Source organism: Mycobacterium colombiense (assembly GCF_001665835.1).
Classification (GTDB): domain Bacteria; phylum Actinomycetota; class Actinomycetes; order Mycobacteriales; family Mycobacteriaceae; genus Mycobacterium; species Mycobacterium colombiense_A.
In genome coordinates this window covers 147,970-163,260 of the sequence record NZ_LZSX01000089.1, presented here as the reverse complement: position 1 = coordinate 163,260, position 15,291 = coordinate 147,970, and the positions used below count along the sequence as shown (strand labels likewise).

Genomic DNA, 15,291 nt, shown 5'->3' with positions numbered 1-15,291 from the left:
ATTCGAGGCGCGGGCGCCCCAGCCAATAGGATGGACGCTCGTGACCCCCGCTGACCTGGCTGAGCTGCTCAAAACCACCGCCGCCGCGGTGCTGGCCGAGCGCGGGCTGGATGCTGCCGCGTTGCCGCAGACGGTCACCGTGGAGCGTCCCCGCAATCCCGAGCACGGCGATTACGCCAGCAACCTGGCGCTACAGCTGGGCAAAAAGGTCGGCGCCAACCCCCGCGAGCTGGCCGGATGGCTCGCCGAGGCGCTCGCCCAGGCCGACGGTATCGCGTCGGCGGAGGTGGCCGGTCCCGGCTTCATCAACCTGCGCCTCGAGGCGTCGGCGCAAGCCGTCGTCGTCAACAACGTCATCGAGGCCGGCGACCGCTTCGGTCACTCCGACGCGCTGGCCGGCCGCCACATCAACCTGGAGTTCGTGTCGGCCAACCCGACCGGACCGATCCACATCGGCGGGACTCGCTGGGCCGCCGTCGGCGATGCGTTGGGCCGGCTGCTGTCCACCCAGGGCGCCGAAGTGGTGCGCGAATACTATTTCAACGATCACGGCGCCCAGATCGATCGGTTCGCCAGCTCACTGGTCGCCGCGGCCAAAGGCGAGCCCACCCCGGAAGACGGGTACGCCGGCGCCTACATCAACGACATCGCCGCGCAGGTGTTGCAGAAGGCGCCCGACGCGCTGACCCTGCCCGACGCCGAGATGCGCGAGACCTTCCGCGAAATCGGTGTCGACCTGATGTTCACCCACATCAAGGAGTCGTTGCACGAGTTCGGCACCGACTTCGACGTCTACACCCACGAAGACTCGATGCACAACAAGGGCCTGGTCGAGGAAGCCATCGGCAGGCTGCGCGAGACGGGCAACATCTACGAGAAGGACGGCGCAACGTGGTTGCGCACCAGCGCCTTTGGTGACGACAAGGACCGCGTCGTCATCAAGAGCGACGGCAAGCCGGCCTACATCGCCGGTGACATCGCCTACTACCTGGACAAGCGGCAGCGCGGCTTCGACCTGGCCATCTACATGCTGGGGGCCGACCACCACGGCTACATCGCCCGGCTCCAGGCCGTGGCGGCGGCGTTCGGCGACGACCCGGCCACCGTCGAGGTGCTCATCGGACAGATGGTCAACCTGGTCCGCGACGGTCAGCCGGTCCGGATGAGCAAGCGGGCCGGAACGGTGATCACGCTGGACGACCTCGTCGAGGCGATCGGCGTCGACGCCGCGCGTTACAGCCTGATCCGTTCGTCGGTGGACACCCCCATCGACATCGACCTCGCGCTGTGGTCCTCGGCGTCGAACGAAAACCCGGTCTATTACGTGCAATACGCGCATGCCCGGCTCTCGGCGCTGGCCCGCAACGCCGCCGAGCTCGCCCTGATCCCCGACACCGGGCACCTCGAACTGCTCAGCCACGACAAGGAGGGGACGCTGCTGCGGACCCTCGGCGAATTCCCGCGGGTGCTCAACACGGCGGCGACGCTGCGCGAACCCCACCGGGTATGCCGGTACCTGGAAGACCTCGCCGGTGACTACCACCGGTTCTACGACGCGTGCCGGGTGTTGCCGCAGGGCGACGAGCAACCGACCGATCTGCACACCGCGCGCCTGGCGCTGTGCCAGGCCACCCGCCAGGTGATCGCCAACGGCCTGGCGATACTGGGCGTCACCGCTCCGGAGCGAATGTGAACGTTCACCCCGCCGGTCCTCGGCACGCCGAAGAGACCCGCCACGCCGAAAGCCCGCTGCGCCCGCAATCCCCCGAGGAGTTGCTGCTGCTGGCGCCGAATGTGTGGCCGCGCAACGTCGCTCGCGACGAAGCCGGCGTCGCCAGCATCGCGGGCATCGCGGTGACCGACCTCGCCCAGGAGTATGGGACCCCGCTGTTCGTCATCGACGAGGACGACTTCCGGTCCCGCTGCCGCGAGATCGCGTCGGCCTTCGGCGGCGGCAAGAACGTGCACTATGCCGCGAAGGCGTTCCTGTGCAGCGAGATTGCGCGCTGGATCGACGAAGAAGGGCTGTCCCTCGACGTGTGCACCGGCGGCGAGCTGGCGGTGGCGCTGCACGCCAACTTCCCGCCCGAGCGGATTACCTTCCACGGCAACAACAAATCCGTCGCCGAGCTGACGGCCGCGGTCAAAGCCGGTGTCGGCCATGTCGTGTTGGACTCGTTGGTTGAGATCGACCGCCTGGACGCCATCGCGGGCGAGGCGGGCATCGTCCAGGATGTCTTCGTCCGCCTCACCGTCGGTGTCGAGGCGCACACCCACGAGTTCATCTCCACCGCGCACGAGGACCAGAAGTTCGGGTTGTCGTTGGCCAGCGGCGCGGCGCTGGACGCGGTCGGCAAGGTATTCGACACCCGGCACCTGCGACTGGTGGGCCTGCACAGTCACATCGGTTCGCAGATCTTCGACGTCGCCGGCTTCGAAGTCGCCGCGCGCCGGGTCATCGGTCTGCTTCACCAGGCCGTCGAACAATTCGGTGTCGAGAAGACCGCGCAGATCTCCACCGTGGATCTCGGTGGCGGACTGGGCATCTCCTATCTCGCCGCCGACGATCCGCCGCCGATGGGCGAGCTGGCCGCCAAGCTGAGCGAGATCGTGCGCAACGAGTCGGCGGCTGTGGGGCTGCCGACCCCGCGACTGGTGGTCGAGCCGGGACGGGCCATCGCCGGGCCCGGCACCATCACGCTCTACGAGGTGGGCACCGTGAAGGATGTCGACGTGAGCGCCACCGCGCACCGGCGCTACGTCAGCGTCGACGGCGGCATGAGCGACAACATCCGCACCGCGCTCTACGACGCGCAGTACGACGCCCGGCTGGTCTCGCGGCTCAGCGATGCGCCGGCGGAGCTGGCCCGTGTCGTCGGAAAGCATTGCGAGAGTGGCGATATCGTGGTGCGCGACACCTGGGTGCCGGGGGATCTGCGACCGGGCGACCTGATCGGGGTCGCCGCCACCGGTGCCTACTGTTATTCATTGTCGAGTCGTTACAACATGATCTGCCGTCCCGCCGTCGTCGCGGTGCGCGACGGGCGCGCGCGTCTGGTCCTGCGTCGTGAGACGGTCGACGATCTCTTGAGTCTGGAAGTGAGGTGAACTGTGCCCCGTGACGAAAAGCCGGTTGGTGTAGCGGTACTCGGATTGGGCAACGTCGGCAGCGAAGTTGTCCGAATCATCGAGGACAGCGCCGATGACCTCGCCGCTCGTGTCGGCGCGCCCGTGGTGTTGCGCGGCGTCGGAGTGCGCCGCGTCGCGGCGGACCGCGGCGTCCCCGTCGAGCTGCTCACCGACGACATCGAAGCGCTCGCCGCGCGCGACGACGTCGACATCGTCGTCGAACTGATGGGGCCGGTGGAGCCGTCCCGCAAGGCGATCCTGTGCGCCCTCGAGCACGGTAAGTCGGTCGTCACGGCGAACAAGGCGCTGCTGGCCACCTCCACCGGCGAGTTGGCGCAGGCCGCCGAAAGTGCGCATGTCGACCTGTATTTCGAGGCGGCCGTCGCGGGCGCCATTCCGGTGATCCGTCCGCTGACGCAGTCGCTGGCCGGCGACACGGTGTTGCGGGTCGCCGGGATCGTCAACGGCACCACCAACTACATCTTGTCCGCGATGGACAGCACCGGCGCCGACTACGACACCGCGCTGGCCGAAGCCGGCGCGCTTGGTTACGCCGAGGCCGACCCCACCGCCGACGTCGAGGGCTACGACGCGGCAGCCAAGGCGGCGATCCTGGCGTCCATCGCCTTTCACACCCGGGTGACCGCAGACGACGTCTACCGCGAGGGCATCACCAAAGTCACGCCCGCGGACTTCGAATCGGCCCGGGCTCTGGGTTGCACCATCAAGCTGCTGTCCATCTGCGAGCGCATCACAACCGATGGCCAGGAGCGGGTTTCGGCGCGCGTCTATCCCGCACTCGTGCCGTTGTCACACCCGCTGGCCACGGTCAACGGCGCGTTCAACGCGGTGGTGGTCGAGGCCAAGGCCTCCGGCCGGCTGATGTTCTACGGTCAGGGCGCCGGCGGCGCGCCGACCGCGTCCGCGGTGGCCGGTGACATGGTGATGGCCGCGCGCAACCGGGTGCTGGGCAGCCGCGGGCCGAAGGAATCCAAGTACGCCCAACTTCCCATTGCCCCAATGGGTTTCATCTCGACCCGGTACTACGTCAGCATGAACGTCGCCGACAAGCCCGGCGTGCTGTCCTCGGTGGCGGCTGAATTCGCCAAGCGCGAGGTCAGCATCGCCGAGGTCCGTCAGGAGGGCGTCGTGGACGAAGGCGGGCGGCGGGTCGGGGCTCGCATCGTCGTGGTCACCCACAGCGCCACGGATGCCGCGCTGTCCGAAACCGTGGATGCGCTGGCCGATTTGGATGTCGTGCAGAGCGTCACCAGCGTGCTGCGACTGGAAGGGACCACGCTATGACCGCCCCGCGCACCGCCGTCCACAAGCCGTGGCCCGGTCTCATCGAGGCGTATCGGGACCGGTTGCCGGTGGGGGACAACTGGACCCCGGTCACCCTGCTCGAGGGCGGCACCCCGCTGATCGCGGCGGGCCGGATCTCGGAAAAGACCGGCTGCAGCGTTCATCTCAAGGTCGAAGGCCTCAATCCCACCGGCTCCTTCAAAGACCGGGGCATGACGATGGCCGTCACCGATGCGCTGGCGCGTGGCCAGCAGGCGGTGTTGTGCGCGTCGACCGGAAACACGTCGGCGTCGGCGGCGGCCTACGCGGCGCGCGCCGGCATTACCTGTGCGGTGCTGATACCGCAGGGCAAGATCGCGATGGGCAAGCTGGCGCAGGCGGTCATGCACGGCGCCAAGATCATCCAGATCGACGGCAACTTCGACGACTGCCTGGAGCTGGCTCGCAAGATGGCCGCCGACTTTCCGACCATCGCGCTGGTCAACTCGGTCAACCCGGTGCGCATCGAGGGCCAGAAGACGGCGGCGTTCGAGATCGTCGACGCGCTGGGGACCGCGCCTGACGTGCATGCCCTGCCGGTCGGCAACGCGGGAAACATCACCGCCTATTGGAAGGGATACACCGAATATCACCACGAAGGCCTGATCGAGAAGTTGCCGCGCATGCTGGGCACCCAGGCGGCCGGTGCGGCCCCGCTGGTGCACGGCGCGCCGGTCAAGAACCCGGAGACCATCGCGACCGCGATCCGCATCGGCGCGCCCGCGTCGTGGACGGCGGCCGTTGACGCGCAGCAGCAATCGAACGGCCGCTTCCTGGCCGCGACCGACGAAGAGATCCTGGCCGCCTATCACCTGGTGGCCGTGTCCGAGGGCGTCTTCGTCGAACCCGCCTCGGCGGCCAGCATCGCGGGGCTGCTCAAGGCCGTCGACGACGGCTGGGTGGCCCGCGGGTCGACGGTCGTGTGCACGGTGACCGGCAATGGCCTCAAGGACCCCGACACCGCGCTGCGGGACATGCCGACCGTCACCCCGCTGCCGGTGGACCCGGTCCTCGTGGTCGAAAAGCTGGGGCTGGCCTAGTGGGTTCCGCGATCGCGAAAGGCTGTTGATGACCCCGATGCTGCCCGCCGGGCTGGTGGCCAGCGCCGTGGTATCGGCGTCCAGTGCCAATCTTGGCCCCGGCTTTGACAGCATCGGTCTGGCACTGAGCCTGTACGACGAAATCATCGTCGAGACAACGGATTCCGGCCTGGTCGTGCTGGTCGAGGGCGAAGGCGCGGGCCAGCTGCCGGTGGGTCCCGAACACCTGGTGGTGCGCGCACTGGAGTGCGGACTGCGGGCAGTCGGGGTCCGCGCCCCGGGCCTGGCGGTGCGCTGCCGCAACGCCATCCCGCATTCGCGCGGCCTCGGCTCCTCGGCAGCGGCGGTGGTCGGCGGCCTGGCGGCTGCAAACGGCCTTGTCGCACAAACGGATTGGACGCCGCTCAGCGCAACCCAGCTGATCCAGCTGTCCTCGGAGTTCGAGGGTCATCCCGACAACGCCGCGGCCGCCGTATTGGGCGGCGCGGTCGTTTCATGGGCCGACTGCACCGGCGATCGTCCCCAGTACGCGGCGGTGCCGCTGCGGCTGCACCCCGATATCCACCTGTACTCCGCGATTCCCGAGGAACGCTCGCTCACCGCCGAGACGCGCGTGCTGCTGCCCGCGCAGGTCAGCCACGAGGACGCGCGCTTCAACGTCAGCCGCACCGCGTTGCTGGTGGTGGCGCTCACCGAACGGCCGGACCTGCTGATGGCGGCCACCGAAGATGTGCTGCACCAGCCGCAGCGCGCGCCGGCCATGCCGGCCTCGGCGGAATATTTGCGCCTGCTGCGGCGTCATAATGTGGCAGCAACACTTTCCGGGGCCGGACCCTCACTCATCGCGTTAACCACAGCGGCGGAGCTGCCCCCGGAAGTGGCGGAATACGGCGAGGCCAACGGATTTGCCATCACCAAGATGGCCGCTGGCGAAACAGTTCGCTGGAGTCCCGGAGTCACCGTCGTCGGTTGATCCACAGCGTGGCCGGAGGGTTTGCTTGCTTCCGGCAAGGATGGAGGCTATCCTCGGACGCGTCCAGCAATCGCAGCATCTGCATCTGCATCCATACTGCCTTGCCGCTAGGACACACCAATTCTTCTTGTGGACGAGGTTCGCCGTTTACTCCGCCGATCCAGGCGATCACCGTTGCAATGTCGATGATTGGGCGCACTCGGCAATTTGCCTGAATGCAACGAACCCTCCGTATGACCTGCTCAGCGGGGGAAAGAAAGGAAATCCGTGACTGATACGGACCTGTTCACGGCTGGCGAAAACACTGACGCCAATCAACTCTCGAATGCCGTGACCACAGACACTCCAGACGCGAAACGCAACGTCTCGGGTGGATCACTGTCCACGATGGTGCTGCCCGAGCTGCGCGCGCTGGCCAATCAAGTTGGCGTCAAAGGGACGTCAGGTATGCGTAAGAACGAACTGATCGCCGCGATCAAGGAAGTCAGGGGTCAGGCCAACGGTGCTCCCGCCAATGGCACCAAGCCCGCTGAGGACAGCGGCAAGCCGGACAACAAAGACGACGACAAGAACGACAACAACACCGCCGAAGCACCGGCGGCACAGGATGACCAGAACGGTGTGACGACCGAGGCTCCCCGTCGCGAACGACGCGGCGCTTCCCGCGACGCGGGTTCATCGGGCCGCGGCAACGACGACGCCGACCGCGAGGGCTCAGGCAGCCGTGAGGGCGCCGCCACCGGTGAGGCCGACCGCCGCGAGAAAGCCAAACACGACAACCAGAACCAGAATGACGGCCGCGGCCAAGACGGCGGCAACGACCAGGATCAAAACTCGGGCGGCGGCCAGCAGGGCCGCGGCGGCTCTAACCAGCAGGACGACGACGGTGAGGGCCGTCAGGGCCGGCGGGGACGCCGGTTCCGCGACCGTGACCGGCGTCGCCGGGGTGAGCGATCCGGTGAGGGTGGCGACGCCGAGCTGCGCGAGGACGACGTCGTTCAGCCGGTAGCCGGCATCCTCGACGTGCTCGACAATTACGCGTTCGTGCGCACCTCCGGTTATTTGGCCGGTCCGCACGACGTCTACGTGTCGATGAACATGGTGCGCAAGAACGGCCTTCGTCGTGGTGACGCCGTGACCGGCGCGGTCCGCGTGCCCAAGGAAGGCGAACAGCCCAACCAGCGGCAGAAGTTCAACCCGTTGGTGCGCCTGGACAGCATCAACGGCGGCTCGGTCGAGGACGCCAAGAAGCGCCCCGATTTTTCCAAGCTGACGCCGTTGTACCCCAACCAGCGGCTCCGCCTGGAAACCACGAGCGACCGGCTGACCACGCGGGTCATCGACCTGATCATGCCGATCGGCAAGGGCCAACGCGCCCTGATCGTGTCGCCGCCCAAAGCCGGTAAGACCACGATCCTGCAGGACATCGCCAACGCGATTACCAGGAACAACCCGGAATGCCACCTCATGGTCGTGCTCGTCGATGAGCGGCCCGAAGAGGTCACCGATATGACCCGCTCGGTCAAAGGGGAGGTCATCGCCTCGACCTTCGACCGGCCGCCGACCGACCACACGGCGGTCGCCGAGCTTGCCATTGAGCGCGCCAAGCGCCTGGTTGAGCAGGGCAAGGACGTCGTCGTGCTGCTGGACTCGATCACCCGCCTCGGGCGCGCCTACAACAACGCGTCGCCGGCGTCGGGCCGGATCCTGTCCGGTGGTGTCGACTCCACCGCGCTGTACCCGCCCAAGCGGTTCCTGGGCGCCGCGCGCAACATCGAGGAAGGCGGATCGCTGACCATCATCGCCACTGCGATGGTCGAGACTGGGTCCACCGGTGACACGGTCATCTTCGAGGAGTTCAAGGGCACCGGTAACGCCGAGCTCAAGCTGGACCGCAAGATCTCCGAGCGGCGTGTCTTCCCGGCGGTCGACGTGAACCCGTCGGGTACCCGCAAGGACGAACTGCTGCTGTCGCCGGACGAGTTCGGCATCGTGCACAAGCTGCGCCGCGTGCTGTCGGGCCTGGATTCGCATCAGGCCATCGACCTGCTGATGTCGCAGTTGCGCAAGACGAAGAACAACTACGAGTTCCTGGTGCAGGTGTCCAAGACGACACCCGGGGCGATGGACAACGACTAGCCGGGAATGCGCGGGCGCAGCTCGCTGTTTGGGATGATGGTGGTTGACCTGGCATAATCGGGGCTCGATTATCCGACAACCGCCTGAGGTTCGGAGTTCACGCCCGACCGTCCGAGTTTGGACGGGGGCGGGCGGCAAACGATCGAAGAGGACATCATGAAAGCTGACATTCACCCCGCCTACGGGGAGACCACGGTGCTCTGCGGATGCGGCAACACCTTCCAGACCCGCAGCACCAAGGACGGCGGACACATCGTCGTCGAGGTCTGCTCGCAGTGCCACCCCTTCTACACCGGCAAGCAGAAGATCCTCGACAGCGGCGGCCGCGTGGCCCGCTTCGAGAAGCGGTACGGCAAGCGCAACGCCGGCGCTGCTGCCGACAAATAGCTCGGTTACCGACGCCCGAACTGTGCGCACTGTCGCACAGGCCGGGCGTCGGTTTGCGTCTGCGGTAATCACAAGCGAAGCGGGGCAGGAGGTATGGCAGTGACCAAGCCAGTACAGACCATTGATGTGCTGCTCGCCGAACACGCCGACCTCGAGCGCCGGCTGGCAGATCCCGAATTGCACAGCAATCCCGACGAGGCCCGCAAAGCCGGACGCCGGTTCGCTCGCTTGGCCCCGATCGTGGGCACCTACCGCAAGCTGGTAGCCGCCCGCGGCGACCTCGAAACGGCGCGCGAGCTGGCCGCCGATGACGCGTCCTTCGCCGACGAGGTGACCGATCTGGAAACCCAGGTGGCCGAGTTGGACACCCAGCTCACCGACATGCTGGCGCCGCGTGACCCCCACGACGCCGACGACATCGTGCTCGAAGTGAAATCCGGTGAGGGTGGCGAAGAATCGGCGTTGTTCGCCGCCGACCTGGCGCGGATGTACATCCGCTACGCCGAGCGGCACGGCTGGATTGTCACCGTGCTGGACGAAACCACCTCGGACCTCGGCGGTTACAAGGACGCGACGCTGGCCATCGCCAGTAAGGGCGACACCGCCGACGGGGTCTGGTCGCGGATGAAATTCGAGGGCGGTGTGCATCGGGTGCAACGCGTCCCGGTGACGGAATCTCAAGGTCGCGTTCATACTTCGGCGGCCGGCGTGCTGGTGTATCCCGAACCCGAAGAGGTTGGCGAGGTGCAGATCGACGAGTCGGACCTGCGCATCGATGTCTATCGCTCGTCGGGGAAGGGCGGGCAGGGCGTCAACACCACCGACTCCGCGGTGCGCATCACGCACCTGCCCACCGGCATCGTCGTCACCTGCCAGAACGAACGCTCGCAGCTGCAGAACAAAGCCCGCGCGCTGCAGGTCCTGGCCGCCCGATTGCAGGCCCTGGCCGAGGAGCAGGCGCTGGCCGATGCGTCGGCGGACCGGGCCAGCCAAATCCGCACCGTGGACCGCAGCGAACGCATCCGCACCTATAACTTCCCGGAGAACCGGATAGCGGACCATCGCATCAACTTCAAGTCGCACAACCTCGACCAGGTCCTCGACGGCGACCTGGACGCCTTGTTCGACGCCCTGGCCGCCGCTGACAAGCAGACCCGGCTGCAACAGGCATGAACGTCCTGCGGCGCGTGATCGACGATGCTGCGGCCACCCTTGCCGAAGCGGGAATCGATTCTGCGCGTTGGGACGCCGAACAGCTGGCCGCGCACCTGGCGGGAACCGACCGAGGCCGCCTGACCCTGTTGGACTCGCCCGGTGACGAGTTTTTCCGGCGCTACCGCGACGTCGTGGCTGCGCGTTCGCATCGGGTGCCGTTGCAACATCTGCTCGGGACCGCGGCATTCGGTCCCGTGACGCTGCACGTCGGACCCGGGGTCTTCATACCCCGCCCCGAGACTGAGGCCCTCCTGGCATGGGCTGTCGCGCAACAACTTGCGCCGCGGCCAGTCATCGTCGACCTGTGCACCGGTTCGGGGGCTTTAGCGGTGGCGCTGGCCCACTACATGCCTGGGGCGCGAATCATCGCCATCGACAACTCCGATGCCGCGCTCGAGTACGCGCGGCGCAACGCGCAGGGCACCGCGATCGAACTGCTGCGCGCCGACGTCGCCGAGCTGGCGTGCCAGCCGGGGCTGCTCGACGAGCTGGACGGTCGGGTCGACATGGTGGTGGCCAACCCGCCCTATGTCCCCGACGAGGCCGTGCTGGATCCCGAAGTCGCGCAACACGATCCGCGTCAGGCGGTCTTCGGCGGCGCGGATGGATTGGCGGTGATCGCGCCCCTCGTCCAACTCGCCGGTCGCTGGCTGCGCCCCGGCGGGCTGATTGGCGTCGAGCACGACGACACCACCTCCGCGCGGACGGCGGAGTTGTTCGATCGCACAGGAGCGTTCGACGACGTCCAGTCCCGGGCGGACCTGACCGGCCGGCCGCGCTTCGTGACGGCCCGCAGGAAAGCGAGCACGGGGGAGAACGGCGCCAATGACTGAGGTCTTCGACTGTGCGGATCCCGGTCAGCGCTCACTCGGTATCGCCGCAGCGGCAGGAGCGCTCAAGGGCGGCCGGCTGGTCGTCATGCCCACCGACACCGTGTACGGCATCGGCGCCGACGCGTTCAACGGCGCCGCGGTCTCCGCGTTGCTGTCGGCAAAGGGCCGGGGGCGTGACATGCCGGTGGGCGTGCTGGTCGGCTCCTGGCACACCATCGAGGGACTCGTCTACACCATGCCGGACGGGGCCCGCGAGCTGATCCGCGCTTTCTGGCCGGGCGCGTTGAGCCTCGTGGTGACCCAGGCGCCGTCGTTGCAGTGGGATCTCGGCGACGCCCGCGGCACAGTGATGTTGCGCATGCCGCTGCATCCCGTCGCCATCGAACTGTTGCGTGAAGTCGGGCCCCTGGCGGTGTCCAGCGCCAACGTCTCCGGCCGCCCGGCGGCCGTGGACGCCAACGAGGCGCGCAGCCAGCTCGGCGATCTGGTGGACGTCTATCTGGAGGCGGGTCCTGCCGATCAGGGGGCCGCTTCGACGATCGTCGACCTGACCGGTGGCACACCGCGGATCCTGCGGCCGGGCCCGGTGAGCGCGGAGCGGATCGCGGAAGTGCTCGCTGTCGATCCGGAAAGCCTGACCGCCCCGGCCTGACTGGAGCGGGTGTCGAGGTGCCAGGTTTGTCCAGTACGGTCTCGGTGATGTCCAGCGACGTAACCGACCTTGCCGGTGGTTTGTTCGCCCTGGGCGACCGCGGCGCCGGCGTTCCGCTTCGTGAGCTGGCGCTGGTGGGATTGACCGCAGCGATCATCACGTACTTCGCGACCGGACCGGTCCGGGTGCTGGCCACCAGGCTGGGTGCGGTCGCGTATCCGCGCGAGCGCGACGTCCACGTCACGCCAACCCCCCGGATGGGTGGGCTGGCGATGTTTCTCGGCGTCATCACGGCCGTCTTTCTGGCGTCCCAACTTCCGGCGCTCACCCGTGGGTTCGTCTACTCCAGCGGTATGCCCGCGGTCCTGGTGGCCGGCGCGGTCATCATGGGCATCGGCCTCATCGACGACCGTTGGGGCCTCGACGCTTTAACGAAGTTCGCCGGACAGATCACCGCGGCCAGCGTGCTCGTCACCATGGGCGTGGCGTGGAGCGTCCTCTACATCCCGATCGGCGGTGTCGGCACCATCGTGCTCGACCAGGCCTCGTCGATCCTGCTGACCCTCGCGCTGACCGTGTCGGTCGTCAACGCGATGAACTTCGTCGACGGGCTCGACGGTCTGGCCGCCGGACTGGGACTGATCACCGCGCTCGCCATCTGCATGTTCTCGGTCGGGCTGCTGCGCGACCATGGCGGTGACGTCCTGTTCTATCCGCCGGCGGTGATCTCGGTGGTGCTGGCCGGGGCATGCCTGGGCTTTCTGCCGCACAACTTCCACCGCGCCAAGATCTTCATGGGCGACTCCGGCTCGATGCTGATCGGTCTGATGCTGTCGGCCGCGTCGACGACGGCCGCCGGCCCGGTCTCGCAGAACGCCTACGGCGCCCGTGACGTGTTTGTCCTGCTGTCGCCGTTCCTGCTGGTGGCCGCGGTCATCTTCGTGCCGATGCTCGATTTGCTGCTGGCGATCGTGCGCCGCACCCGCGCGGGCCGCAGCGCGTTCAGCCCGGACAAGATGCATCTGCATCACCGGTTGCTGCAGATCGGTCACTCGCACCGCCGGGTGGTGTTGCTGATCTATCTGTGGGTCGGGATCGTCGCGTTCGGAGCCGCCAGCACAATCTTTTTCCGTCCCCGCGATACCGCCGCGGTGATGCTGGGTGCGATCGTGGTGGCCGGCATCGCGACGGCGATCCCCCTCTTACGCCGTCGGGACGAGGACTACGACGAGGAGTAGTAGTGGGCTCCGCGGTGTGGTACGGTGCTGGTAGAACCCCAAAAAGCCGCGCAGGCTACCGGCCCATCGGAGGCTAATCCGATCGGGCTGGTTCAAGACCGGCCTCGGGAGATACCCCTTGGGTGATTCAACTGTGACGTGCGATACGCTCGGCGGGCCACCGATCAGTCGGTCGGGGGGTTCCCGTTTTACCAACCTGGGATTGAGGTGCTGCAGTGACGACACCAGCGCAGGACGCGCCGTTGGTGTTTCCCTCTGTTGCTTTCCGTCCGGTTCGGCTCCTCGCGATCAGCATTGCCATCACAGCGGTGGCGGTGCTCGCCGCCGGACTGTCAGGCCACCTGATGGTCGGAGTCTTCTTCGGCGTCGGGCTTCTCCTGGGTTTGCTCAATGCGGTACTGGTGCGTCGCTCGGTTGAATCGATTACCGCCAAGGATCACCCGCTGAAAAGGTCGATGGCGGTCAATTCGGCGTCACGGCTGGCCATCATCACCGTCGTCGGGCTGATCATCGCCTACGTCTTTCGGCCCGCCGGCCTGGGCGTCGTGTTCGGATTGGCGCTATTCCAGGTCCTATTGGTCGCCTCCACAGCGCTTCCGGTATGGAAAAAGCTGCGCGCCGGCGACTGGGCCGAGCCGTCGGACGGTGCCGAAGGCGGCGTGATCACAGGGTCGGAAGGACCGGAAGGAAGGAACACCACCGATGCCTGAGACGACGTTCCTGGCCGAGGGCGCGATCGAGGTCGGCGCGCACACCCAGGCCAAGTGGCTCGGCTTGACCGTCAACACCGACACGATCCTGGCGACCGGGATCGCCGCGGTGATCGTGTTGGCACTGGCCTTCTTCCTGCGGGCGAAGATCACCTCGACCGGCGTGCCCAGCGGCGTTCAGCTGTTCTGGGAGGCCATCACGGTCCAGATGCGCGATCAGATCGAGAGCGCGGTCGGCATGCGGATCGCACCCTTCGTGCTGCCGCTGGCCGTCACCATCTTCGTGTTCATCCTGATCTCCAACTGGCTGTCGGTGCTGCCGCTGCAGTACACCGACAAGTCGGGCCACACCACCGAGCTGCTGAAGTCGGCAGCGGCGGATATCAATTACGTTCTGGCGCTGGCTCTGTTCGTGTTCGTCTGCTACCACGTGGCGGGCATCTGGCGCCGCGGCGTCGTCGGACACCCGCTGGCCGTGCTCAAGGGCCACGTGGCGTTCCTGGCGCCGATCAACCTGGTCGAGGAGCTCGCCAAGCCAATCTCGTTGTCTCTCCGACTTTTCGGCAACATCTTCGCCGGTGGCATCCTGGTCGCGCTGATCGCGCTGTTCCCGCCGTACATCATGTGGGCGCCCAACGCGATCTGGAAGGCCTTCGACCTGTTCGTCGGGGCGATCCAGGCCTTCATCTTCTCGATTCTGACCATCCTGTACTTCAGTCAAGCCATGGAGATCGAGGATCACCATGACTGACGCGACCATGAATTGTTTTTGACCCACGCACCATTACAGAGGCCTGGTAGACCCCTACCAGATATCAAGGAGGATAAGAATGGCTCTGGACCCCCAAGTCGCTGCCGCTGCACTCATCGGCGGTGGACTCATCATGGGCGGCGGCGCGATCGGTGCCGGTATCGGTGACGGTATCGCCGGTAACGCGCTGGTTTCCGGCATCGCCCGGCAGCCCGAGGCGCAAGGCCGGTTGTTTACGCCGTTCTTCATCACCGTCGGTCTGGTTGAGGCGGCCTACTTCATCAACCTGGCCTTCATGGCGCTGTTCGTCTTCGCCACGCCCGTCGGCACCTAGTCCGCCGTGATGGGTGACGCGAGTCTGAGCGTTCTGGCATCCAGCCAGGTGGTGGCCGAGGGAGGCAACAACTTCCTCGTTCCCAACGGCACCTTCTTCTTCGTGCTGGCCATCTTCCTGATCGTGCTGGCCGTCATCGGCACGTTCGTTGTGCCGCCGGTGATGAAGGTGTTGCGCGAGCGCGACACCATGGTCGCCAAGACGGCTGCCGACAACAAGAAGGCGGCCGAGCAGTTCGACGCGGCCAAGGCCGACTACGAAGAAGCCCTGACTGAAGGGCGGGTTCAGGCGTCGTCGTTGCGCGACAACGCCCGCGCCGAAGGTCGTAAGGTGGTCGAAGACGCGCGCGCCCGTGCCGAACAACAGGTGATGTCGACGTTGCAAATGGCATCCGAGCAATTGAAGCGCGAGAGGGACGCCGTGGAACTGGATCTGCGTGCCAACGTGGCGTCCATGTCGGCGACGTTGGCCAGTCGAATCCTCGGCGTCGACGTCGCCCCCGCCGCCGCGACCTCATCCGCAACCAAGTCATCCGGACGGTAATCA

Annotated in this window: 14 protein-coding genes and 1 pseudogene; all 15 read left to right on the top strand. The window is 66.9% G+C overall.

Features of this window, described 5'->3' with window-relative positions; translation table 11 throughout:
- Positions 1-40 precede the first annotated feature (40 nt).
- The 15 genes and pseudogenes from argS to A5760_RS22560 all read left to right on the top strand — a co-directional run bounded on the left by argS (position 41) and on the right by A5760_RS22560 (position 15,288).
- Positions 41-1,693 carry an arginine--tRNA ligase gene (argS, locus tag A5760_RS22630; RefSeq protein ID WP_064884937.1) on the top strand — a complete coding sequence of 551 codons (1,653 nt, stop codon included), beginning with the start codon at positions 41-43 and terminating at the stop codon, positions 1,691-1,693.
- A gap of 56 nt (positions 1,694-1,749) precedes the next feature.
- Positions 1,750-3,108 (top strand): diaminopimelate decarboxylase, encoded by a 1,359-nt coding sequence (gene lysA / locus A5760_RS22625; protein WP_196772179.1) that lies wholly within the window; start codon positions 1,750-1,752, stop codon positions 3,106-3,108.
- A gap of 3 nt (positions 3,109-3,111) precedes the next feature.
- Positions 3,112-4,434 carry a homoserine dehydrogenase gene (locus tag A5760_RS22620; RefSeq protein ID WP_064884932.1) on the top strand — a complete coding sequence of 441 codons (1,323 nt, stop codon included), beginning with the start codon at positions 3,112-3,114 and terminating at the stop codon, positions 4,432-4,434.
- The gene (thrC, locus tag A5760_RS22615; RefSeq protein ID WP_064884930.1) at positions 4,431-5,513 is read left to right on the top strand and encodes a threonine synthase; all 1,083 of its coding nucleotides are present in this window, start codon (positions 4,431-4,433) and stop codon (positions 5,511-5,513) included. The genes A5760_RS22620 and thrC overlap by 4 nt, the downstream gene beginning before the upstream one ends.
- A 37-nt stretch (positions 5,514-5,550) precedes the next feature.
- Positions 5,551-6,486 carry a homoserine kinase gene (gene thrB, locus A5760_RS22610; RefSeq protein ID WP_064884928.1) on the top strand — a complete coding sequence of 312 codons (936 nt, stop codon included), beginning with the start codon at positions 5,551-5,553 and terminating at the stop codon, positions 6,484-6,486.
- A 267-nt stretch (positions 6,487-6,753) separates the two neighbouring features.
- Positions 6,754-8,625: a transcription termination factor Rho gene (gene rho, locus A5760_RS22605; RefSeq protein ID WP_064884926.1), complete on the top strand. Its 1,872-nt coding sequence runs from the start codon at positions 6,754-6,756 to the stop codon at positions 8,623-8,625.
- Positions 8,626-8,781: 156 nt separating this feature from the next.
- Entirely contained in the window at positions 8,782-9,012 is a 231-nt protein-coding gene (gene rpmE, locus A5760_RS22600; RefSeq protein ID WP_007773875.1) for a 50S ribosomal protein L31, read from the top strand.
- A 99-nt stretch (positions 9,013-9,111) separates the two neighbouring features.
- Positions 9,112-10,185: a peptide chain release factor 1 gene (prfA, locus tag A5760_RS22595; protein WP_064885062.1), complete on the top strand. Its 1,074-nt coding sequence runs from the start codon at positions 9,112-9,114 to the stop codon at positions 10,183-10,185.
- Positions 10,182-11,060: a peptide chain release factor N(5)-glutamine methyltransferase gene (gene prmC / locus A5760_RS22590; protein ID WP_064884924.1), complete on the top strand. Its 879-nt coding sequence runs from the start codon at positions 10,182-10,184 to the stop codon at positions 11,058-11,060. Before prfA ends, prmC begins: the two co-directional genes overlap by 4 nt.
- Positions 11,053-11,712, top strand: a complete 660-nt coding sequence (locus A5760_RS22585; protein ID WP_064884922.1) for an L-threonylcarbamoyladenylate synthase — start codon at positions 11,053-11,055, stop codon at positions 11,710-11,712. Before prmC ends, A5760_RS22585 begins: the two co-directional genes overlap by 8 nt.
- A 28-nt stretch (positions 11,713-11,740) precedes the next feature.
- A pseudogene (locus tag A5760_RS22580) lies at positions 11,741-12,950 on the top strand (glycosyltransferase family 4 protein); the annotation flags it as partial.
- A gap of 215 nt (positions 12,951-13,165) precedes the next feature.
- Positions 13,166-13,660, top strand: coding sequence for an ATP synthase subunit I (locus tag A5760_RS22575; protein WP_064884918.1), 495 nt, complete (start codon positions 13,166-13,168; stop codon positions 13,658-13,660).
- Entirely contained in the window at positions 13,653-14,411 is a 759-nt protein-coding gene (gene atpB / locus A5760_RS22570) for a F0F1 ATP synthase subunit A (RefSeq protein WP_064884916.1), read from the top strand. Before A5760_RS22575 ends, atpB begins: the two co-directional genes overlap by 8 nt.
- A gap of 85 nt (positions 14,412-14,496) precedes the next feature.
- Complete coding sequence (locus tag A5760_RS22565) at positions 14,497-14,745, top strand: F0F1 ATP synthase subunit C (protein ID WP_024636915.1); 249 nt, start codon at positions 14,497-14,499, stop codon at positions 14,743-14,745.
- Positions 14,746-14,754: 9 nt separating this feature from the next.
- Complete coding sequence (locus tag A5760_RS22560; RefSeq protein ID WP_064884914.1) at positions 14,755-15,288, top strand: F0F1 ATP synthase subunit B; 534 nt, start codon at positions 14,755-14,757, stop codon at positions 15,286-15,288.
- Positions 15,289-15,291: the final 3 nt, after the last annotated feature.

Bases quoted from the DNA above. Each gene is read 5' to 3' on its own strand.
- atpB (WP_064884916.1), top strand. From the start codon at position 13,653: ATGCCTGAGACGACGTTCCTGGCCGAGGGCGCGATCGAGGTCGGCGCG.
- thrC (WP_064884930.1), top strand. From the start codon at position 4,431: ATGACCGCCCCGCGCACCGCCGTCCACAAGCCGTGGCCCGGTCTCATC.
- A5760_RS22585 (WP_064884922.1), top strand. From the start codon at position 11,053: ATGACTGAGGTCTTCGACTGTGCGGATCCCGGTCAGCGCTCACTCGGT.
- A5760_RS22560 (WP_064884914.1), top strand. From the start codon at position 14,755: ATGGGTGACGCGAGTCTGAGCGTTCTGGCATCCAGCCAGGTGGTGGCC.
- prmC (WP_064884924.1), top strand. From the start codon at position 10,182: ATGAACGTCCTGCGGCGCGTGATCGACGATGCTGCGGCCACCCTTGCC.
- thrB (WP_064884928.1), top strand. From the start codon at position 5,551: ATGCTGCCCGCCGGGCTGGTGGCCAGCGCCGTGGTATCGGCGTCCAGT.
- rpmE (WP_007773875.1), top strand. From the start codon at position 8,782: ATGAAAGCTGACATTCACCCCGCCTACGGGGAGACCACGGTGCTCTGC.